Here is a 21,103-nt window from a genome sequence, read left to right as displayed (position 1 = left end):
GGGCTCAGGCCCGCTGCCGGACGGCTCCTCCCGCTCGCCCCGCCCGTTCCGCTGATCCCGTCGGCCCCGCCTGTTCCGCCAGTCCCGTCAGCAGCCGTAGCTGGCGGGACTGGATGGCGGGCAGCAGGGCGGTGGCTCGGCGGGCGTGCTCGGGGCGGGCGCAGAGGAGGTTGCGGGCGAGCGCGAAGCGGCCCCGGTCGGGCACGAGGACCAACTCCTCGAAGAGCCTGCCCGTCCCCCCGACCACCCGGTCGATCTCGTCCCCGAGGTCGCCGTGCCAGTCCACGGGGCGTACGAAGCCCCCGTCCCGCACCATCCGTGCGTACCACTCCCGCATGTCCTCCCGGCAGGCGGCGCGGAACGTCTCGTCGTGCAGCCCCGTCCGCAACTCCCCCAGCAGCGCGTGCGCGGCCCGCGCGTCGTCGAGATGGACCAGCGGCATCCGGTGGGGGCGGGGCATCCGGTGCCGGCGGGTCCCGCCGTCCGTGAGGAGGGCGGCGCTGGGCTCCAGTGCGGTGGCGAAGGTGTGGCCCGCGTCGGTGAGGCGCAGCCAGAGGTCCCAGTCCTCCAGCCCCGCGCCCGTCCGCCAGCCGCCCACCGACTCCACGATCCCGCTGCGGTGCGCCACCCGGGAGGGCTCGAACAGCGGTCCCATCAGCTGGAGTTGAGGGTGCCAGCAACAGGAGAGCGGCGGAAGCCCGGCGGCGACACCCCCCGCCGCGTCCCGGTACTCGCACCCGGTGGCCGCCAAGTCGGCGCCGCCCTCCAGCAGTTCGAGGACGGTACGGAGGTGGTGCGGGTACCAGGTGTCGTCGTGGTCGAGGTAGGCGGTGTACGCGCCCCGGGCCTCGGCCAGTCCGGCGTTGCGCGGGCCGCTGGGGTGGCCGGAACGGGCGAGACGGACCAGCCGCACCCGGGAGTCCTCCCGGGCGGCCCGTGCCACCCACGCCTCGGTGTCGTCGTCGGAGCCGTCCGAGACGACCAGCAGCTCCCACTCCTCGACGGTCTGGGCCCGGACGGATTCGATGGTCCGGGTGATCGCCTCCGACCGGTTGTACGTCGGACAGACCACGGTCACCCGGGGTGAGCGGTGGTGTGCGGTGCGGTGTCCCACGGACTTCGCCCTCCCCTCGTGCGCGGTCACCAGAAGGGTAGCGCCGCGGGCCCGCCGACCGCCGCGCCCAGGGCGAGCAGGACCCCGGCGCCACCGGTCGCCAGGTCGGTGGAGAGCCGCAGGTTCTCGTGGCCGAGGAAGGCGGGGCGCCCGGCGTACTCGACCCGGTAGAGGTCCAGCACGTCCAGCAGCCGCGGCGGCGGCTCCTCGCCGAGCCGCCGCAGGGTGAGCGCGGCACCGGCCCAGCCGTGGAAGAGCCCGGCGGTACGGGGCATGGCCTCCCGGGCCGCGGCCCGGACGCTCTCCACGACCAGGCCGAAGCGCGGGTCCTCGCGGTGCTCCAGATAGTCGGCCAGGACCAGGGCGGTGCCCGCGCCACCGGCGGCCAGCAGGGGGCGGCTGCCCGGGGCGTTGGGTGCCCAGCCCTCGGTGCCGGCCGTGGGGTCCGTACCCCCGTCCGCCGTCCAGCCGAGGGCTGTCACGTCGGTGGCGAGCAGCTCCCGGGCCGCGTCCAGCCAGGCGGTGTCCGCGGTCTGCCCGTACAGCGCGAGCAGCAGCCGCGCGCCGCCCGACCGGCCGCGCATGAGGCCCGACTGCCCCCGGCGGGGCGGGGCCGCGGCGGCGCGCGCGGTGAGCTGTTCGCCGGTGGCCGTCGCGTACTTCAGGGCATCCTCGTCGCCGGTCGTGCGGGCGAGGTGGAGCTGGGCGAGCGCGATGCCGGCGAGTCCGTCGAAGTAGCTGTCGTTGGGCGGGTCCATCGCGCGGACCCGGGCGAGCAGCCCGGCCGCCGCGTCCGTCCGGCCCAGCCGCAGCAGCGCCGAGGCGGTACCGGAGAGGCCCGTCCAGAGGCCGGGCAGGGCGTCGGTGGTGGCCGTGTCGGCGGTGGCCGCGCGTTCCAGCCACTCCACCTGCGCCTCGGGCACGTCGCGGCCGGACTCGGCGAGGGCCCACAGCACCCCGGCCGTGCCGTAGGCGAGGTTGGCGCCGCCGCCGGGCAGCAGGAACTGCGTCGCGTCACCGGGAAAGAGCCGGTCCGTGCGGTCCGGGGTCGCGGTCGCCTCGATGCCCTCGGCGACGGCGGTGCTTGCCGTACCCGCCGTACCCGCCGTCGCACCGGAGGTGGAGGTGGAGTCGGAGGCGGAGGCGGAGGCGGGTGCGGCCGGGGGTTCGGCGGCGAGCGGCGCGAGGTCGGCGCGGACCCGGTCGCCCCAGTCCTCGGGCAGCGGGTAACGGGCGGCGATGTGGGCGATGAGCTGCTCGACCTTGTGCGGGCCCCACCCCATGAGCGTGGTCAGCGGCGCGAAGAGGGCGACCCGCAGGCAGCCGAGGGCGTACCGGTCGATGTCCGGGCCCCGGTGCCCGGCAGGGGCGCCGAAGCCGGGGGCCGCGTGGATCTGCGCGGTGTCCGGGTCGGTCGTCGCCGTCTCCAGATCGATGAAGACGACGGTGTCGTCGGGGCGCACCAGGACGTTGCCGGGGTGCAGGTCGCCGAAGAAGACGCCCCGCCCGTGCATCGCGGCGACGCCCCGCTCGATGTCCGCGAGCACGTCCAGGGCCCACCGGGTGTAGGCGGCGGTCCGTTCCGGGTCGGCCTCAGGGGCCTGCGGAAGCCGGCGGGTGAGCGCCGCGGCGAGCGTGTCTCCCTCGATGAACTCCCTTACCAAGAAGTGGTGTTCGTGCCCCTTCCGGGCTTCGATCAGCCGGGGGAACCAGCGCAGCCCGGTGAGCTTCTCCAGGCAGGCGTGCTCGTGTTCCAGCCGGGCGACGGCGTCGTTGCCGTGGGTGTCGATCCCGGAGTACGGGCGGGCCTCGCGCAACAGCACCGGCTCCCCGGTCCGCAGATCGCTGCCCCGGTAGACCCCGCCGCCGTTGGAGAAGTGCAGGGCCTTCTCGGCGCGGTAGGGGAAGTCGTCCAGAGTCCCGGAGTTGCGGTCCCGCAGCGCCTCCTCCAGGCAGGCGGGCAGCGTCGCCCACTCCGGCGGCCGGAAGGCCGGAAGCCGCTTGTCGGGCACCAGGTTCCCGTCCGGGTCCTCGATGCAGTGGACGGTCTCGCCGGTCGCCGTCTTCATGGTCCGCGCGACGAACCCGCCGTAGCGGACGTACAGCGGCCCGGACCGCCACCGCAGGTCGCTGAGGATGTACGGGCCCGCTTCCCCGTCCAGCAGGGCGCCCAGCTCCTCCAGGACACGGGCGAGGATCTCCTCGTCCCGGGGGTAGATCGTGACGAACTTGCCCGACGCGCTGCGGTCGCCGTACTTGCCGTTCCGGCGCAGCAGCACCTTCCGGCTCCGGATGAACTTGAACGCGATCCCCCGCGGCACCAGGTACTCCCGGCAGCGCTCCAGAACCCTCTCGGCGCTCTCCGCGACCGCCGACACGTGGATCTTCCAGCCCTGCGGCGGCAGTTGGTGGTCCGGCGGGGTCAGCATCGCCCAGTCCGGACCGGTGTGCAGCGACCAGCCCTCCGGTGCCGGCGCCGACACGGCGGGGTAGTCGTCCGGGGCGGCGCTGTCCGCGTCGTCCCGGTCGAAGAACGGCGTGCCGGGCGGGCAGTGTGCGAGATGCCGGAGTATGTCCATGATCAACCGCCTTGGGAGCAGGGAGGAAGCGCGGTCGACGGGCGGCCGTCGCGAGGGAGGAGGTGTCCCCGCAGCCGTGCGGGGACGTCGTACGGGCCGGGCCCGCGTCAGCGCCAGAACGGCGCGAGGTACCGCAGGTAGAGCCACTCGCCCAGGCTGCGCCGGCCCGCCTCGATCTCGGCCAGTCCGGTGGACCGGGAGGGGGGCGCGTCGGTGCGCAGCGGGATGCCGGAGGCCGGCAGGGCCATCGCGTCCAGCCCGGTGACCGGGGCGAACACCGAGAAGGGCGCGGAGACGTCGGTGGGCCGGGTGGATGCCACCTCGGCCTCGCCCACCTTCTCGTGCAGTACGATCCCGCTGCCCAGCAGGCGGACCTTCGCGCCCGGGGCGACCGCGTCCAGGTCGGCCGCGCCCGTCGCCACGAACACCACCCGGCCGTTCTCGTTCACGAACCCGCCGGTCACCGTGTACGGCAGGGTCACCCCGACGGCGACGGCCGCGACGGCGGCGACGGCGGCCAGCGAGACGACCGCGATCCGCCACCGGGCCGCCCCGGCGGCGAGCGCCTCGGCGCCCAGGCGCAGGGCGCCCGTGCAGCACCGGGTCAGCAGGGCGAGCAGCGCCAGCGACACGACGACCGCGCCGACCAGGCCCATGTTCTCCAGCATCGAGCGCCAGAGCGTGAAAGCGGTGGCCAGCACGTACAGCGGGAAGACCATGCAGGCCAGGCCGAAGAGCGGGGCCCAGCCCAGTTCGGGCACCGTCCTCTCGTACCGCCCGCCGAAGAGCACCCTCGCGGCCAGGCGCCGGGTGTCGGCCATCGACCGGTCACGCAGGTGCGAGACGTCCAGGTGGCTCATGAGGGCGAGGTAGCCGTCGAGCTTGATGAACGGGACGGCGTTGAAGAAGCCGGAGAGGAAGCTGGTCACGGTCAGCAGGAGCAGCAGCTCGCGTACCGTCCCGCTACCCCCGGCCAGGGCCACGCCCGCCGAGGCGAGACCGGCCGCCCCGCCGATGGCGGCCTGCACGGTGATGCCCGCGAGCGCGATGCGTACCCGCTGGGCCCCGTTCGGGAGCCGCCAGCCGTCCGTGACGTCGCAGAAGAACGCGGGGGTCAGGTAGAAGAGCATGACGCCCATCCGGCTGGGCTTGCCGCCGTAGTGGCTGAGCACCGCCCCGTGCGCCATCTCGTGCAGCGCGGTGCCGAGGTAGGTGACGACGACCAGCGCGACCAGCGCGGAGACCGGCAGCGGGCCGCTCAACGCAGCGGTTGCGGTTGGCAGTTGGAACGCCACGCTCAGCAGGCCACCGGCCACCAGTGTGACCAGCGCCACCGCCCAGGCCCGGTGCGCCAGCCGGGCGGTCAGCGGCCTCAGTCGGGCGAGGAGCCGGTCCGGGCGCACCACGGTGTACTGGAAGGTCAGCGGCGGTACGAACGCGAACCGCCGGGTCCGTACGGGCTCGCGGGCCGGGTCCTGGAGCAGCTCCATCTTCTGCGCGCGCAGCAGGCCCTCTCCCACCAGTTCGGCGGTCCAGGGGCGGCCGAGGTGCTCCGCGATGTCCTGCGCGGTGTTCGTACCGTCCGCCGAGCGCAGCAGCCGGGCCATCCCGGCGCCCACCCGCAGATACCGCCCGGCGCCGAACTGCACGATCCACGGGGCGCCTTCGCCCGCCGGCTCGTGCACCAGCACCTCGTCCGCCAGCGCCGGGCGCTCCGGCAGCGGGGGGAGTGCGGGCGCCACGGGTTCCGGGCGCTTCAGGGCCAGTTTCACGGCAGGTCCCGGCGGAGGAAGAGCGCGCGGCCCGCCACGGCGGCGGCGGCGATCCAGGCGGCGAGCACGACGACCGCCCAGGGGGTGGAGAGCAGCCCCGCGGTGGAACTGTCCTGGTAGACGGCGGCCATCGCCTCGTCGATGGTGAACCTGCCGACGTCGGGGGCGAGTCGCTGGAGTCCGCCGCTGACCAGCCAGGTGCTCAGCAGCATCACGACCACGGCGACGACCTGCTGACGGATGATCAGGCCCAGCAGGCAGCCCCACAGGGCGCCCGCCACGACCACCCCCATCACACCGAGCAGCGTCCGGGTCGCCTCCGCCGTCCACTGCGGCTGGAAGTCCTGACCGGCGAGGAAGACCCACGGGCTGACGGCCGCCAGGATCCCGGCGCCCGCGGCGAACACCGCGCCGGTGGCCGCGGCGACCGTGAGCTTCGCGCCGAGCACCCGCAGCCGGCTTCCGCCGAGCAGCGTCGTCCGCATGATCGAGCCGCTGGAGAACTCACGGGTCATCGCGAGCATGGTGGCGAGCGCGGCGACCAGCTCCACCATGAACCAGCCCTGCACCAGGGACGCGGTGGTCCGCGCCACGGTGGTGGTGCCCTGCTCCAGCTCGTCGAGCGCCTGGGTGAGGAACCCGGCGTCGGCGAGGACGCAGAGCAGCGCCGCCGCGAGGGCCAGCGCCCACCAGGCCTTGCCGGTCCAGACCTTCTGCCATTCGGAGGCGATGAGATCACGCATGGGTGGGCTCCTTGCCCGCGGTGCCGGCGAGTTCGAAGAAGCGGTCCTCCAGGCTCACCGAGCCGTCCCGGGTGAGATCCGCCGCCGTTCCGCTGTACCGCAGGGTGCGTTGCAGGATGACGATGTCGTCGGCGATCTGCTCGACCTCGGCGAGCAGATGGCTGGAGAGCAGCACGGTCCGGCCCTCGTCGGCGAGGGACCGCAGGAACTCCCGCAGCCACCGGATGCCGTCCGGGTCGAGGCCGTTGGCCGGTTCGTCGAGGATGAGGAGTTCCGGGTCGGCGAGCAACGCCGTCGCCAGGGCGTGACGTTGACGCATGCCGGTGGAGTAGCCGCGGAGTCTGCGGTGTGCGTCGCCCTCCAGTCCCACCCGCTCCAGCACCTCGTCGACCCGCTTCCTGCCGAGCCCCAGCGCGCGGGCCCAGACCCGGAGGTCGCCCCGGCCGGTGGCCGCGTTGGACGGGCCGATGCCGTCCATCGAGACACCCACCCGGTGTGCGGCGCGCGGGAGTTCGCCGTACGGCAGCCCGAAGACGGTGGCGCGCCCGGTGGTCGGCCGGGCGAGACCCAGCAGCATGCGCAGGGTCGTCGTCTTGCCTGCCCCGTTGCGCCCGAGGAGTCCCACGACCCTGCCGGACGCGACATGGAAGGAGACGTCCTCGACGGCGGTCAGCTCGCCGTACCGCTTGGTGAGGCCCTCGACCTCGACGACTGTGTCGGCCATGGTCAGGACCTTCCGCGGGCGCGGAGGTAGAGGCCGAAGCCTGCGATGATCAGCAGTTCGACACCCACGCAGACCAGCAGGGCGACGGTCCGCGTACGGCCGCTGGTGAGTGCCGAGACGATGCCGGGGGCGGCCATGACGGCGACCAGCCAGCAGCCCGCGAGGGCCCACGGAAAGCCGCGGGAAGCAGCCTGGGACATGGAGGGAACTCTCCTTCGGTCGTGCGGGGTCCTGCGCTTCGGATCAAAGGGGGCGGCCCGGCGGCGCGATGCCGTCGGGGATGCGGTGACGGGGTACGCCGTTGCGGGCGCGGAGGAGTCGAAGTGCGGCGACACGGATGCGCCGCCGCGGGCGCGGAGTCGTCCGGCGTGCGCGGGGCATACTCGGAGATACGGGAACGGCGCGCCGCCGCGCCGGTCGCCCGGGCGCGGCGGCGCGGCGCGAGCCGCACGTAACATCTCGCCGGGGCCCTGTCCCGGATGCACCAGTCCTGCATCCGGAACAGGGACCCTTGGCGTGCCGGACCGGTCAGGTCGCGACGACGACCGACGTGATGACCAGCGAGGCGTAGGTGGTGCTGACGGCCGCCGACACTCCGAAGCTGACCAGGAAGCTGTTCCACCAGTCGGGGGCGTCCATGCCCTCCAGCTCCTCCATGTCCAGTTCCTGCATGGCCAGTTCGAGGGCCGAGTTGTTGTTCTCCTGCATAGCTTTCACCTCAATCTCTGTGTGTACCGCGTGAGTCGTACGGGGATTCCGCTCGACCGGGCGGCCCGGTGGGCCGGACCCGGGGAGTGGATCAGGTGGCCAGCGTGATCAGCGAGACGTAGGAAACGACCGCGCCCGCGCTGAGACCGCCGACGAAGCTGAGGACGTCGCTCCAGCCGAAGGGCGCGTCGAGCGCCTCCAGCTCCTGCATGTCCAGCTCGTGCGCCTCCAGCTCCTGAAGAGCCAGCTCCAGAGGGGCCTTGGTGTCCGTGTTCTGCATGGGTTCTCCTCCTTCCGGGATGTTGATGTTGCGGTGGTGCGTCCGCCGGCGGGTGCCGGCGGAAGTCTGTGGGTGAGGGGCCGCGCCGCGGGGGCCGCCCGGGGGCAGGGGCCACGCCGCGGGGGCCGGTCCTCAGGACGGGACGGGGGTGCGGACCGCCTCCGTCAGGGCCGCTCGTACGTCGGGCAGGCCGAGCGTGCCCAGGGTCGGCAGCCCGTCGCCCCAGGCCCGCGTGGTGGCCCGGGCCACCACGGCGGTCCGCTCGGGCGTGGCACGGAGCTCGCGGGCGATGGACCAGTCGTCCAGCAGGGCGGTGATGCCCTCGACCGGGTCCTCGGGCGTCGGCACCGACCGCCCGTCCGCGACCGCCCGCCAGAGCCCGGCCAGCCGGGACGCCGAACCCCAGCGGGTGTCGCCGTCCGCGATCCGCCGCCACAGCGGCGGCAGCAGGGCGGCGGCTGCCGCCATCTTGCGGACCCCGAGCGCGGTGGAGAGCTCGTTGGCGAGGTACCAGCCCTTGCAGGCGGCGGGTTCCCGGCCCAGGTTGATCCACTGCTGATGGCTCAGCCCGCTCAGCTTGGCGATCTCCAGCCGCAGGGAGTCGTCCGCCCCGCCCCCGGTCGCCCGCGCCGCCGCCACCCGGTCGCCGAGGCCCACGAGGAGCCCCAGCAGCGTCCGGGCGAAGGCGTCCTCCACCGGCAGTTCCCGCAGGTCGCCGGCGTACATCCCGGAGAGCCGGAAGAAGACCTCCAGCACTCCCTCGGCGAGGAGTTCGAGGGGCAGCGTCCGGGTGGCGGCCGGATCGTAGACCGCCACCTCGGGCTGGAGCCCGTTGCCCAGCACCAGTCGCTTCCCGGTGGGCGTGGCCAGGCAGACCGCGCCGCTGAGCTCGCTGCCGGTGCCCACCGTGGTCGGTACGGTGACGAGCGGCAGGCGCGGGACCGAGTCCGCCGACAGCAGGATGAGCCCGCTGCGGTGCCGGACCGCCAGCCGGTCGCGCACGTCCGGGTCGGAGCGCAGCAGGACGGAGAGCTTCGCCTGGTCGAGGAGGGAACCGCCGCCCACCGCGACCACCAGGTCGCTGCCGGCCAGCCGTCCGGCGAGCTCCTGGACACTGCCCAGGTCGCCGGGGCCGGTGAGGACGGTCCGCTCGGTGTCCCAGCCCGCCCAGACCGCCCGCTCCCGCACCCGGGCCACCGCCTCGCCCTCGGCGACGGCCGCGTCCGCGAGGACGGTCAGCCGCCGGCCCTCGTGCAGGGGCAGCCACCGGGACAGGCCGTCCAGGCCGTACGCCACCCGGGTCATCGGGTGCCTGCTGAGACCCCAGACCGTCTCCATCAGACCGCCCCCGTCCCCGCTCCCGCGCCGATCGGCGCCGCGCCCGACGCGGTGTACGCGTCGATCCCGGCCTCGATGCGGAGCAGGAGTTCGGCGAGGTCCTCGTCGGTGTAGGTCAGCGCGGGCAGGATCTGCACCCCGGACACGCTGGGGTGGACCAGGGCGCCCGCCCGCCGTACCGCCGCGACCAGCGCGGGGACCTCCGCCGGCGGCAGCGGCACCTCGCCCCCTCCTCCGGTGGAGAGCCGGATCGACCGGAAGCAGCCCGCTCCGGTGGTCGCGCTCACCCGGGGGTGGCGTGCCACCAGGGCGTCCAGCGCCGTGTCCAGCCGGGCCGAGAGGCGGCGGGCCGAGGCGACCGCGTCCAGCCGGCGCATCTCGGCGAGCGTGGCGGAGATCGCCGCGCAGGTCACCGGGGTGCCCGCCTGGGTCTCGCCGTGCACGAGCACGTCCCCGGTGGCGTCGAAGGGCGCGGCCACCGCACCCGAAACCAGGACCGCCGCCGCCGCGCTCGTACCGTTGGTCAGCCCCTTCGACGTGATCAGCACGTCCGGGGGAGCCGGCCACCGCTGGGAGGCGAACAGACTGCCGGTGCGCCCGAACCCGGTCGCCACCTCGTCGGCGACCAGCAGGAACCCGTACCGCTCGCGGAGCTCCAGCAGGGTCTCCACGTACTCGGGGGTCAGCACCACCGCACCCGTGCCGAGCACCGGCTCGACCACCACGGCGGCGATCTGCGTGCCCTGCCGGGCGGCCAGCGTACGGATCTCCTCCGCGGCGTTCGGCGACACGTGCCGCACCAGCCGCTGGTCGACCCCGTACACCGGTTGCCCCAGGTTCTCTCCGGTGAGGGCGAACCCGCCGAAGGTCAGCCCGTGGTAGCTGTCGCGGAGCCCCACCACCAGCTTGCGCTGCCCCTGGCCGCGCAGCGCGTGGTGGTGCCGCGCGAGTTTCATCACCAGGTCGTTGGCGGCGCCGCCGGAGGTGGAGAACAGCACCCGTGCGTAGGTGTCCGCACCGGCCGCCTCCACCAACTCCCGTGCGGCGCGCCGGGCATAGACGTTCTCGTAGCGGAAGACCGAGAGGTACGAGGCGTCCCGCAGCGCGGTGGAACAGGCCTCGGCGACCGCCTCGTTGCCGTAGCCGAGGTTCGCGTTCCACAGGCCGCTGGTGCCGCAGAGGAGCTCGCGTCCGTCCAGGAAGCGGACCCGCACCCCGTGCGCGGAGACCGTGCAGAGCTCGTCGTCGCCCTGCAGTGCGGGGGCCTGGAGGGAGGGCCAGAGTTCGTTGCCCATCACACGGCCTCCGCTTCCAGCAGGACGTCACGGTGTCTCGGACCACTCGCCGGAAGGGTGTGCCGGGCGGTGATCCGCAGCCCGGCACCGTCGAGTTCGCGCTCCAGATCCAGGGCCGGTAGGACCCGGATCGACGTGGTGAGCGCCTCGATCCGGTCGGTCGCGTCGGCCTCCGCCGCGGGCGGCAGGATCGTGACGCGCCGGGCGGGGGCGCCCTCGGGCCAGTGCTCGATCATCCGGTACCGCCGGCCGCTCGCGCCCTGCCCCTCGATGTCCAGGTCCGCGGCACCGGTGGACCCGTCCGCCGGGTCCACCATGTCCACGGTGGAGAGCAGGAACTTTCCCTCCGGGGCGAGATGGGCCCGCACCGAGGCGAACAGCCCGGCCCGGCCCGCGTCGTCGAGCAGCGACACCGAGGTGGTGCCGAGCACCACCAGGCCGAAGGTGCTGCCCAGGTCGAAGGCGGCCATGTCGCCCTGGACGGGGACGCAGCGCACCCGCACCCGCGGCGGGACCTTCGCGAGGCGCTCCCGCAGCAGGTCCAGCATCTCCGCCTTGAGCTCCAGCGCCGTCACATGGCGGCCGAGGCCGAGCAGCGGAAGGGTCAACCGGCCTGAACCGGAAGCGAGTTCCAGCACGGGCCCCGCAACTTTCCGGGCCACCCGCAGCACTTCGCGGATCTCGCTGGTGTCGGCCGCCGCGAGGTCGTGGTAGACGGGGGCGCCCACCGCGTCGTAGAGGTCGTGCAGCACCACACGGTCGCCGTACCCGGCCAGTACCTCACCGGCAAGTCCGGGCGGATACGTCGGAGTTGTCGCTGTCGCTGTCGTGGTCACGCTCCGGTCACCTCCGCCGGGGACGCGTCCGGCAGCGTCTCCGGGAGCGCCTTCGGCAGCGTCTCCGGGAGCAGGGGGACGCCCCGCTCGGCGAAGAAGGCCAGCACCGTCGCGACGGCGGCCTCGGTCAGCGGCGCCGGGGTGCCGGGGCCCGCCTCGGTGCGCGCGTGCTCCAGCGCCGCCTCGGGGGAGCCGTGCACCAGGAGCCGTTCGGCGACCTGGGCGGCGGGGCGGCCGAGCCGGAAGGTCCGGTCGTGCCCCGGCGCCCGTACGTACGCGGCCTCCGGGGTCCAGGCCAGGAAGGGGGCGCGCGGGTCGTCGGCGTCGCGCGGTGTGTCCACCGACTCCAGCGAGGGCACGAGCCGCCCGCCGAACCCGGAGACCCGCACATCGGTGACCCCGTGCACATGGAGGTCCCGCAGTACGTCCAGCGCGGCCATGTACCGTGCCAGCCAAGGGCGTTCGGCCGTCCGGGACGCGCGTACCGCCTCCGGCACGGCCGCGGTGAGGGAGAGCGGGGCGCCGGTCGCGTCCTCGGCGGTGAGGGTGGCCCACCGGGCCTGCAGCGCGGCGGCGGAGTCGCCCGCGGTGCCCAGCAGGGCGCCCAGCGGCGACACGGACACACTGCCGTCGGCCGCCACCCAGAGCCGGGTCGCGGGGCCGTCGCCCGTCTCGCCGCTGCCCAGCGCGGGCAGGTCGGCGAGCTGGACCGCGGGGCTCACCGCGAAGGCGGCGAACTCCCCCTCCAGCCGGGCCCGGTCGGCGTCCTCGAGGAACGCCTCGAAGTCCGTCTCGCCGGCGACCCGGACCAGAGTGGTGCCCAGGAGGGACATGTACGGGCTGGTGCCGTAGTCCTGCACCTGGAGGAAGAGGGCGCCGCCGATCGAGGCGTCGCCGCCCGGCTCGCTGAGCGAGCCCTCGAAGCCCACCACGACGGCGCCCGACTCGTGGGACGCGTCGGGGGATTCCCCGGCCTCGTCCACTTCCTGCGTTCCGGCCGGTACGAGCACCAGGGACCGGGGTCCGACCACGTCCGAGGCGAGCACGGCCGGCAGATGCGCGGCGTCCTCCAGGACGACGGTCGCCGTACCGCCCCCCGGGGCGTCGCCCAGCAGGCCGCGTCCGGTGACCCAGGACCGCAGATGCAGACCGGCACGGCCGATCAGAGCCTCATGCACGGGTTTCCCTCCGATCGGCGCCGACCGCCGTGAGAATCTTTTTCAGATCTTCCATGGCGGCCTTCGGGCCATAGAGATTGGCCACACCGGTCAGATTGAGGACGATTTCATCGACCCCGGCGAGGCGGTATTCATCGAGTTGTTCGACGACGCTCCCGATGTCCCCGTGAATGAATGCACCGGCATCGGCCATGAGCCGTCCCGCCGATTTCGGGTCCATCGTCGAGTAGTCGATTCCCGCTTTACCCAGCATGTCGATGTAATGCGGGGCCACCATGTGCCCAGAATTACTGGAGAGTACGAAATCGGATACGTCGCGCCCCGGGCGCTCCAGCGCCACGGGCACCATCGCCGTCACCGTCGGCTCCGGCCGGCCCGCGGAGTCGGCGCCCTCCCGCAGAGCGGGGCGCACCACCCCGTCCAGATAGGCGGCGGGTGTCAGCCAGGTGACCGCCGCGTCGGCGACCTCGCCGGCCAGCCGCGCCATGCCGGGCCGCAGCACTCCGAGTCCGAGCCGGACCTCCGGGGACATGGACGGTCCCATCTGGGCGTGGCAGCTGTAGAACTCGCCCTTCACCTCGACGGGATCACCGCCGAGCAGCCCGCGCACGATCGTCAGGTACTCCCTGACCGCACCCAGCTGGCTGCGGTACGGCACGCCGAGCAGGCTCTGCTGGAAGGTCCTGCCGCCGGGGCCGAATCCGGCCAGCACGCTCTCGCCGGTGGCCATCGCCAGGGACTTGACGAGGTGCGCGGCCTCGAAGGGGTGCCGCAGGGGCATCAAGGTGACCCCGAGGCCCGTCGGAACCCGGAATCCCGCACCCGCCACGGCAGAGAAAGTCTGGAAAGGCTCCATCAGGAGACTCTGTCCCTGCCAGAGCCGCCGGGCCCCCGTCCATTCGACCAGGGCCGCGTATGGAAGCACCTGCTCGGTGCGCCGCGGCAGAAAAGGAATCAGTACGGAATAGTCCACGTTCTCTCGCCCCCCTTCGTAATGTGCTGGATAGTTTCACGGAGTCAGTGGTTCCGGGGAGGGGGTGTTGCTGCAGCTTCATGCACCGCCCCGCTGCAGCAAGCTGCATTTCCTTCCCCGGCGGGTTTTCCGCTGATCGGAGGGCATGCGGACCGGATTGCGAGGGGTTCCGGGTGCGGTCGCCGGCGGACCGTCTCCCGAGGCGGACGGGGCCGGGCTCCGGGGCGCCGGGGCGGGGCCGGGCTCCGGAGCGCCGGGGCGGGGCCGGGCCCCGGGGAGGCGGAACAGGCCGGCCTCCTGGGCTCGGCCTGTTCCGCCTCCGGCGTCCCGTCCCGAACCCGGCACATCGGTGACAAAATTGATGACAATCCTGTTGGCCTAGATTGAGCGCCGACAAGCACTCACCCAGGGAGGGCACGAATGCCGAAGGAAGCCAGTCCGGGCAGCGGGGAGCAGGCGAAGCAACTGGCTCTGTCCCGGCTCCGGCAGGCGATTCTGCGGGGCGAGATGGCGCCGGCCCAGCGGCTGGTGGAGAACGAACTCGCCGAGCAGTTCGGTGTGACACGGGCCAGCATCCGTGCGGCGTTGATCGACCTCGCCGCGGAGGGGCTGGTGGAGCGGATCCGTAACCGCGGGTCCCGGGTGCGCGTGGTGACCGTGGAGGAGGCGGTGGCCATCACCGAGTGCCGCATGGCGCTCGAAGGGCTGTGCGCGGCCAAGGCCGCGGTCCTGGCCACCGGGGCGCAGCGCGAGGAGCTGACCGGGCTGGGCGAGGCGATGGCCAAGGCGGTGGCAGAGGGCGATCCCCTCACCTACTCCGAGTTGAACCACCAACTGCACACCTGTGTGCGGGAGTTCTCGGGCCAGCGGACCGCCGTGGAGCTCCTGGAGCGTCTCAATGGTCAACTGGTGCGCCACCAGTTCCAGTTGGCCTTGAAGCCGGGGCGTCCCCAGCAGTCCCTGAACGAGCACCTGGCCGTGATCGAAGCGATCGTGGCGGGGGAGCCGCAGGCGGCCGAGGAGGCCGTCCGTGCTCATCTCGGCAGCGTGATCGACGTGTTGCGCGACTGACCCGGGTCGCGCGACCGGCTCGGGTGTCCGGCAGGACGGGAGCGCACCCGGGCCCGTCCACTCGCGGCGACGGGCCGGTTCCTCGCGGCGACGGGCCGGGTCCGGTCAGGACCGGGTGATCCGGACCCGGTACTCGCCGTCGCCGTCCTCGCCGAGCACCGACACCCGGATGCCGTTGGCCCGGTCGGTGAAGGTCTCGCCCGGCTGGAACGGTGCGTCGGAGAGTTCGGCGTGCACGTTGGGCCGCCGGGTGCAGCCGCCGCTGTCGTCGGTGCTGTCCGCGACGGAGACCGGCCCCTGGCCCGTCTCCACGTCCGAGTCCACCTGGTAGATCAGTACCCCCGGCCGGCAGACCGCCTCGTCGTTCCCGGTGGGGGTGCGCACCTCGACGACGTAGCCGGACTCCTCGCTCAGCGGGACGACGGCGAGCTTGGTGCCCCCGTCCGTTTCGAGGGGTTCGAGCGTCTCCTCGGTGGTGCCGCGTTCCGACGCGCAGGCGATCTGCCCGTTGTCGAGCCAGCCCAGCTTCCACTTGTGCCAGCCGAGGAAGTCGTTGTTGGCGCCCCAGTCCTCGGACATGATGTCCCAGTGCCCGACCGAGCCGCCGCCCTCCGCGGTGTAGAGGTCGGGCAGGCCGAAGACATGGCCGTTCTCGTGGGGGAGCACCCGGTAGCCGGTCCGGGCGTAGGAGCCCGAGCCGTCGTCCTGGCGGCTGTAGACGAACGAGGTGTTGGCCAGCGGCACGCCGTCGGCGCGCGGCGCCTCGTCGTTGTCGGGGAAGGTCACGGAGAGCACGGTGTCGAGGGCGGAGGGGCCCGCGTTCGGCGTGACCAGCACGTTGACCAGGTCGTACTGGGAGAAGTCCACCCGCGCGTCGGCGGCCTCGACGATGTCCGACACCAGCTGCCGGTAGCCGGGTTCGTACGGCGAACCGCGCTCTATGCCGTACTCGGCGAACGGCAGCGGCATCCGCAGCCAGCCCTTCACCGGCGCCTCGGGGACGTAGACGAGCCGCCCGTACGAACTCCTGCGGAACCAGTCCGAGGTCTGCGGGAAGAACTCCGCCATCCGGTCCGCCGCACTTCCGCTGCCGGGTGCGTCCGGAAAGTCGATCATGAGGTTCAGGGCCCGCACCCTGCCGGTGGAGTGGACGTATCCCGGGGGTGTCGGCATGCCTTCCGACATCTGCACGCCCAGGGCGGCGGATATCCGGCACGGGCCGAGCGCCGATGCGCGGGTGAGGGAGGCCGGGCCGGCCGAGGCCTGGTTCGCGTCGGGCAGGGCGGTGCTCGCGGAGGCCAGTGTGGCGATGACCAGGGCGGTCGCCCCCGCGAGAGCGAACGGGCGGCGACAGCTGCGTATCCCTCGGCGAGGGTGCTGCATGGGCGCGCCTCCGGGGTACGCGGCAGCCGGCCGACCCGGACTGCGCTCTGGCGTCAGCCTCTGTCCGGCGGCCCCGGCCCGCTCGTTGGGTAAGCCGATCGGAGGGTTTTCCCCGCCGGATCCCTCTGTGATGCAGGTCACTCGGGCGGGCGAAATAACCGGGGACCTCTTCCCCGTTTGTACCTGTGTCCCCGCGAAGTGGGGACGTGGTCCCCGGTTCACGCCGGAGGGCCGCCCGTACTCGTACACGGAGAAGGTCCACGTCGTGGAGACCGTCGCTCGAACCGCACCGGAATGCCGGCGCCGTACGTCCCGCCCGCGGGCCGACGCGCTGCGCAACCGCGAGCGGATCGTCACGGCCGCCCGGGAGATGTTCGTCGAACTCGGGCCGGACGTGCCCCTCGACGACGTCGCCCGGAGGGCCGGCGTCGGCAATGCCACGCTCTACCGGAACTTTCCCGACCGGGCCGCACTGACCCACGAGGTCGTCCTCGCGGTCCTGTCCCGCACCGCCGACCGGGCCGAAGAGGCCATGGCCGAGGAGAGCGATCCGTTCGACGCGCTCAGCCGCTTCGTGCACGCGGCGGCCGACGAACGGGTCGGGGCCCTGTGTCCCCTGCTCTCCGGTACGTTCGACAAAGCCCACCCCGAACTGCTCGCCGAACGCCGGCACCTCGAAGGGGCCGTCGAAGAACTCGTACGGCGGGCCATGATCTCCGGGCGGCTGCGCACCGACATCGCGGTCGGCGACCTGATGATCGCCCTTTCCCAGCTCACCCGGCCCCTCCCCGGCGTCGCGTGTGTGGAGATCGACCAGTTCGCCCACCGCCACCTGCAACTGTTCCTGGACGGACTGCGGACCCCGGCCCGCTCCCGACTCCCCGGTACGGCAGCGACCTTGGAGGACCTGCGGCGGCGCTGACGCCGCACGCACCCCCTTCGACCGGCTGACCCGGACCCCCTGATGTCCGAAGTTTTCCCGCTTCCCGACTTTTTCCCCCTGTTTTCCTCCGTTCTTCCCTGTATCTCTCCTCGCTTCCCACGGGACCGGCAACGTCGCCGGTGACCGGGACCGGGCCGCACGGTCCGCACCCCGGGGGAGAGCGCCCCGCTCGCGCGGCGCCGCTCCCGCACCCGTGCCCGCCCGCCGCACCGGGCGTCCGACCGCCCGCCCCCGCGTCCCGTGGAGCCCGTCCCGACAGCCCGTTCAGAAACGATTCTTCTTCTTCACCCGTGTACGGGTGCGTTCGCGCGCGCCCGCCGTGTCCTGCGCGTGCACCGCACGCACTCCCCTGTCCGCACCGCACGCACGTCCCATGCGTGCACCGCACGAACCCTTCGCGATCGACGGTTCCGCCGATCCCGCGCATGTCCTGAGGTGGCTACTCCCATGTCCCAAACCCTGCCGAAGAACGCCGGAATCCCGGCTCCCGACCCCGGGCGGTGGAAGGCACTGGCCTTCATCGCCCTCGCCCAGCTGATGGTCGTGCTCGACGCGACCATCGTGAACATCGCGCTGCCCAAGGCCCAGGTGGACCTCGGCATCTCCGACGCCAACAAGCAGTGGGTCATCACGGCCTACGCCCTCGCCTTCGGCGGGCTGCTGCTCTTCGGCGGCCGGATCTCCGACCTGTTCGGCCGTAAGCGCACCTTCACCATCGGCCTGATCGGCTTCGCGCTGGCCTCCGCGCTCGGTGGCGCGGCCACCGGCCAGGGGCTGCTGTTCGGCTCCCGCGCCCTCCAGGGCGTCTTCGGTGCGCTTCTCGCGCCCGCGGCCCTCTCGCTGCTCGCCGTGACGTTCACCGACGCCAAGGAGCGCGCCAAGGCGTTCGGCATCTTCGGTGCCATCGCCGGTGGCGGCGGCGCGGTCGGCCTGCTGCTCGGCGGCTTCCTCACCGACTCGCTGAACTGGCGCTGGACCTTCTTCGTCAACATCCCGTTCGCGGTCATCGCGGCGATCGGCGCGTACTTCTTCATCCGTGAGCCCGCCGGTACGCGCAACCGCTCCTCGCTCGACATCCCGGGCGTGCTGCTCTCCACCCTCGGCCTGGTCTCGCTGGTCTACGGCTTCACCCGCGCCGAGTCGGCCGGCTGGTCGGACACGCTGACGATCGGTTCGTTCGTCGCGGCCGTCGTGCTGCTCGCCGCCTTCATCGTGGTCGAGTCGCGCGTGAAGTCGCCGCTGCTGCCGCTCCGGGTGCTCGCCGACCGCACCCGCGGTGGCATCTACCTCTCGCTGGGCCTCGCCGTCATCGGCATGTTCGGCCTCTTCCTCTTCCTCACCTACTACCTCCAGGTGGTCAAGGGGTACAGCTCGCTCTCGACCGGCTTCGCCTTTCTGCCGATGGTCGCGGGCATGATCACGGGCTCCACGCAGATCGGCGCCCGCCTGATGACCCGCGTCGCGCCGCGCCTGCTGATGGGGCCGGGCTTCCTGCTCGCCGCCGTCGGCATGCTGCTGCTGACGCGCCTGGAGATCGGCTCCTCGTACGCCGGCGTCATCCTGCCCGGCATGGTCCTGCTCGGCCTCGGCATGGGTACGGCGTTCATGCCGGCCATGTCCATGGCCACCCACGGCATCGAGCCGCGTGACGCAGGCGTCGCCTCCGCGATGGTCAACACCTCGCAGCAGGTCGGCGGTGCCATCGGTACCGCGCTGCTGAACACCATCGCCGCCAGCGCCACCACCGCGTTCATCACCGACCACGCGGCGGGCGCCACCAACCCGAAGCTGCTCCAGCTCCAGGGCCTGGTTGACGGCTACACCAGCGCGATCTGGTGGGCGGTCGGCATCCTCGTCGTCGCCTCCGCCATCGCCTTCACCTTCATCAACGCCGGGAAGCCCAGCATGGGCCCGGTGAGCCAGGGCGGCGGCACGCGTGACGCCGAAGAGGACGAGTTCAAGATCCCGGTGATCGCGCACTGACCGGGTGAGTCACTGATCGGCTGAGTCGCTGATCGGCTGAGTCACTGATCAGCTGAGCCGCTGATCGGTCGAGCCGCTGATCAGCTGATCAGCGCCCGGCACTCCTGCCCCGGTCCCGCCGCACGAGCGGCGGAACCGGGGCAGATCCGTATCCGCCCGCGCCGTATCCGCCCCCTCCCGCCGCGTCGGCCCCGCCCGCTTCCGGGTCAGCGGAGCCAGGGCAGGTCCGCGTCCGAGCGGTCCGGCTGCAGGTCGGCGGCGAGGATGCCCATGATCTCCCCGAGCCTGCGCACCTGCTCGGGCGTGAGCCGGTCGAACACCGCCTGCCGGACGGCGGCGACATGGCCCGGCGCCGAGCGCCGCAGCATCGCGTGGCCCTCCTCGGTGAGCACCGCGTTCTGGCCGCGCTTGTCGGTCGGGCAGTTCTCGCGGCGTACCCAGCCGTTCTTCTCCAGCCGGGCGATGGCGTGCGAAAGGCGGGAGCGGGTGATCTTGGCGTCCTTCGCCAGCTCGGTCATCCTCAGCTGCCCTCCGGGCGACTGGGAGAGCTGGACGAGCAGTCCGTAGTAGAGGTGCGGCATGCCCGCGTCCCGCTGCAACTGGCGGTCGAGGTGGTCCTCCAGCAGCGTGGTGGTCTGGAGGTAGGCACGCCAGACGCGCTGCTCGTCGTCGGTGAGCCACCGGGTGCCGGTCGTGGGTGCCGTGGTCATGAGCCCACTGTACGACTTTCCTTGAAAGTTGAACTAGCTCGCGTTACGGTCGTATCCATAGGAACTTGAAGTTTCAAGGATGGGAGGGTCATGACCACCACCGCCGAGCGCATGCCCGCGCTCTACCTCTCGCACGGCGCCCCGCCGCTCGCCGACGACCCGGTCTGGACCGGCCAGCTGGCCGCCTGGTCCGCCGACCTGCCCCGCCCGCGCGCGATCCTGATCGTCTCCGCCCACTGGGAGGAAGCCCCCCTCGCGATCGGCGCCACGACGACCGTGCCGCTCGTCTACGACTTCTGGGGCTTCCCCGAGCACTACTACCGGGTGGAGTACGCGGCCCCGGGCGCCCCGAAACTGGCCGAGGACGTCCGCAAGCTGCTGCGCGCCGCGGGCACCCCGGTCCAGGACATCCCGGAGCGCGGCCTCGACCACGGCGCGTACGTCCCGCTGGTGGAGATGTTCCCCGGCGCCGACATCCCGGTCCTCCAGATCTCCATGCCCACCCTCGACCCGCGGAAGCTGATGGAGATCGGCCGCAAGCTCGCCCCGCTGCGCGACGAGGGCGTGCTGATCGTGGGCAGCGGCTTCTTCACCCACAACCTCGCCGCGCTCCGCCACGCCGGGGGCGGCACCCCGGGCTGGTCGGCGGAGTTCGACGACTGGGGAAACCGGGCCCTGGAGGCGCAGGACGTCGACGCACTGCTCGACTTCGAGCGGAAGTCCCCGGCCGGCCGCCTCGCCCACCCCCGTACCGAACACTTCGCGCCACTCTTCGTGACGCTCGGCGCCTCCGAGGACGAGCTCGACCGGGGCCGCAGCGTGATCGACGGCTTCTGGATGGGGCTGGCCAAGCGCTCGGTCCAGTTCGGCTGAGCCGGCGGGCCGCGCGGACCTACAGCGGCTTCTCGAACCAGCTCACGTCCCAGTACCGCCCGAACTTCCGCCCCACCTCGGTGTACGTGCCGAGCAGGCGGAAGCCGAAGGCCGCGTGCAGACGCATGGACGCCTCGTTCGGCTGGACGATGCCCGCGTACGCACGGCGCAGGTCCTCCCCGGCCAGCGCCTCGAAGAGCGCCGCGTACAGCAGGGTACCGATGCCCCGGCCCGTCGCGTCCGGCGCGCAGTAGGCGCTGACCTCGACCGATGTGCCGTACGCCGCCTTGGGGCGGAACGCGCTGCTGGTGGCGTACCCCAGCAGCCGGCCCCCGCCGGCCGCCCCCGTGCGGGTGTCCTCGGCGACGAGCAGACGGTGGGGTCCGTGGGCCGGGTGGGCGCGCAGCCAGGGCAGGCGCGCCTCGGGGGCGAAGGGGGTTACGTCGAATGTGAGCGCGGTCTCACGTACGTAATGGTTGTAGATGTCCGTGAGCGCCTCCAGATCACCCTCCGTACCGGGTCTGACCTGCGCGTCCGAGGGTATGCGAGACATCTGTCCTCCTGTCGGCGGCCGACAGGGTACTGCATGATCGCGAAACT

The 21,103-nt window shown here is 72.8% G+C and carries 20 protein-coding genes; 4 read left to right on the top strand and 16 right to left on the bottom strand.

The window, feature by feature from the left end; translation table 11 throughout:
- Positions 1 to 4: 4 nt before the first annotated feature.
- From ACWCSV_RS22265 to ACWCSV_RS22205, 13 genes are all read right to left on the bottom strand, one after another.
- Positions 5 to 1,144 (bottom strand): glycosyltransferase family 2 protein, encoded by a 1,140-nt coding sequence (locus ACWCSV_RS22265; RefSeq protein WP_451144783.1) that lies wholly within the window; start codon positions 1,142 to 1,144, stop codon positions 5 to 7.
- Positions 1,141 to 3,693, bottom strand: a complete 2,553-nt coding sequence (gene lanKC, locus ACWCSV_RS22260) for a class III lanthionine synthetase LanKC (protein WP_451144781.1) — start codon at positions 3,691 to 3,693, stop codon at positions 1,141 to 1,143. The genes ACWCSV_RS22265 and lanKC overlap by 4 nt, the downstream gene beginning before the upstream one ends.
- A gap of 107 nt (positions 3,694 to 3,800) precedes the next feature.
- Entirely contained in the window at positions 3,801 to 5,465 is a 1,665-nt protein-coding gene (gene mpaP / locus ACWCSV_RS22255; protein ID WP_451144779.1) for a daptide biosynthesis intramembrane metalloprotease, read from the bottom strand.
- A complete protein-coding gene (locus ACWCSV_RS22250; RefSeq protein ID WP_451144777.1) occupies positions 5,462 to 6,208 on the bottom strand; it encodes an ABC transporter permease in 747 nt (248 codons plus the stop codon). The genes mpaP and ACWCSV_RS22250 overlap by 4 nt, the downstream gene beginning before the upstream one ends.
- The gene (locus ACWCSV_RS22245) at positions 6,201 to 6,932 is read right to left on the bottom strand and encodes an ABC transporter ATP-binding protein (RefSeq protein WP_451144775.1); all 732 of its coding nucleotides are present in this window, start codon (positions 6,930 to 6,932) and stop codon (positions 6,201 to 6,203) included. Before ACWCSV_RS22245 ends, ACWCSV_RS22250 begins: the two co-directional genes overlap by 8 nt.
- Before the next feature lie 2 nt (positions 6,933 to 6,934).
- Positions 6,935 to 7,132, bottom strand: a complete 198-nt coding sequence (locus ACWCSV_RS22240) for a hypothetical protein (RefSeq protein ID WP_451144773.1) — start codon at positions 7,130 to 7,132, stop codon at positions 6,935 to 6,937.
- Between the two features lie 328 nt (positions 7,133 to 7,460).
- Positions 7,461 to 7,640, bottom strand: coding sequence for a daptide-type RiPP (locus ACWCSV_RS22235; protein ID WP_266707780.1), 180 nt, complete (start codon positions 7,638 to 7,640; stop codon positions 7,461 to 7,463).
- 91 nt (positions 7,641 to 7,731) lie between these two features.
- Positions 7,732 to 7,920 carry a daptide-type RiPP gene (locus ACWCSV_RS22230; RefSeq protein ID WP_266707782.1) on the bottom strand — a complete coding sequence of 63 codons (189 nt, stop codon included), beginning with the start codon at positions 7,918 to 7,920 and terminating at the stop codon, positions 7,732 to 7,734.
- 132 nt (positions 7,921 to 8,052) lie between these two features.
- Positions 8,053 to 9,258, bottom strand: a complete 1,206-nt coding sequence (gene mpaC / locus ACWCSV_RS22225) for a daptide-type RiPP biosynthesis dehydogenase (RefSeq protein ID WP_451144771.1) — start codon at positions 9,256 to 9,258, stop codon at positions 8,053 to 8,055.
- Entirely contained in the window at positions 9,258 to 10,553 is a 1,296-nt protein-coding gene (gene mpaD / locus ACWCSV_RS22220; RefSeq protein WP_451144769.1) for a daptide-type RiPP biosynthesis aminotransferase, read from the bottom strand. The genes mpaC and mpaD overlap by 1 nt, the downstream gene beginning before the upstream one ends.
- Positions 10,553 to 11,389: a daptide-type RiPP biosynthesis methyltransferase gene (gene mpaM, locus ACWCSV_RS22215; protein WP_451144767.1), complete on the bottom strand. Its 837-nt coding sequence runs from the start codon at positions 11,387 to 11,389 to the stop codon at positions 10,553 to 10,555. The genes mpaD and mpaM overlap by 1 nt, the downstream gene beginning before the upstream one ends.
- On the bottom strand, positions 11,386 to 12,567 hold the full coding sequence (gene mpaB, locus ACWCSV_RS22210; RefSeq protein ID WP_451144765.1) for a daptide biosynthesis RiPP recognition protein: 1,182 nt from the start codon (positions 12,565 to 12,567) through the stop codon (positions 11,386 to 11,388). Before mpaB ends, mpaM begins: the two co-directional genes overlap by 4 nt.
- Positions 12,560 to 13,540 carry an LLM class flavin-dependent oxidoreductase gene (locus ACWCSV_RS22205; protein ID WP_451144764.1) on the bottom strand — a complete coding sequence of 327 codons (981 nt, stop codon included), beginning with the start codon at positions 13,538 to 13,540 and terminating at the stop codon, positions 12,560 to 12,562. Before ACWCSV_RS22205 ends, mpaB begins: the two co-directional genes overlap by 8 nt.
- Before the next feature lie 420 nt (positions 13,541 to 13,960).
- On the opposite strand from ACWCSV_RS22205, the gene ACWCSV_RS22200 reads away from it, so the two are divergent.
- Complete coding sequence (locus ACWCSV_RS22200; RefSeq protein ID WP_451144762.1) at positions 13,961 to 14,611, top strand: GntR family transcriptional regulator; 651 nt, start codon at positions 13,961 to 13,963, stop codon at positions 14,609 to 14,611.
- A 105-nt stretch (positions 14,612 to 14,716) separates the two neighbouring features.
- On the opposite strand, the gene ACWCSV_RS22195 is transcribed toward ACWCSV_RS22200, so the two are convergent.
- Positions 14,717 to 15,994, bottom strand: coding sequence for a M6 family metalloprotease domain-containing protein (locus tag ACWCSV_RS22195; protein WP_451144760.1), 1,278 nt, complete (start codon positions 15,992 to 15,994; stop codon positions 14,717 to 14,719).
- A 265-nt stretch (positions 15,995 to 16,259) separates the two neighbouring features.
- Here ACWCSV_RS22195 and ACWCSV_RS22190 point away from each other — a divergent pair, with 265 nt between their 5' ends.
- A complete protein-coding gene (locus ACWCSV_RS22190; RefSeq protein WP_451144758.1) occupies positions 16,260 to 16,916 on the top strand; it encodes a TetR/AcrR family transcriptional regulator in 657 nt (218 codons plus the stop codon).
- 468 nt (positions 16,917 to 17,384) lie between these two features.
- Complete coding sequence (locus ACWCSV_RS22185) at positions 17,385 to 18,920, top strand: MFS transporter (RefSeq protein ID WP_451144756.1); 1,536 nt, start codon at positions 17,385 to 17,387, stop codon at positions 18,918 to 18,920.
- A gap of 206 nt (positions 18,921 to 19,126) precedes the next feature.
- On the opposite strand, the gene ACWCSV_RS22180 is transcribed toward ACWCSV_RS22185, so the two are convergent.
- Positions 19,127 to 19,630 carry a MarR family winged helix-turn-helix transcriptional regulator gene (locus ACWCSV_RS22180; RefSeq protein ID WP_451144754.1) on the bottom strand — a complete coding sequence of 168 codons (504 nt, stop codon included), beginning with the start codon at positions 19,628 to 19,630 and terminating at the stop codon, positions 19,127 to 19,129.
- Between the two features lie 90 nt (positions 19,631 to 19,720).
- Here ACWCSV_RS22180 and ACWCSV_RS22175 point away from each other — a divergent pair, with 90 nt between their 5' ends.
- A complete protein-coding gene (locus ACWCSV_RS22175) occupies positions 19,721 to 20,503 on the top strand; it encodes a dioxygenase family protein (RefSeq protein WP_451144752.1) in 783 nt (260 codons plus the stop codon).
- Between the two features lie 19 nt (positions 20,504 to 20,522).
- Here the strand turns inward: ACWCSV_RS22175 and ACWCSV_RS22170 are convergent, their stop codons facing one another.
- A complete protein-coding gene (locus ACWCSV_RS22170; protein ID WP_451144750.1) occupies positions 20,523 to 21,056 on the bottom strand; it encodes an N-acetyltransferase family protein in 534 nt (177 codons plus the stop codon).
- Between the last annotated feature and the right edge of the window lie 47 nt (positions 21,057 to 21,103).

Source organism: Streptomyces sp. NPDC001770, assembly GCF_053596135.1.
This window is presented reverse-complemented; position numbering and strand designations above follow the sequence as displayed.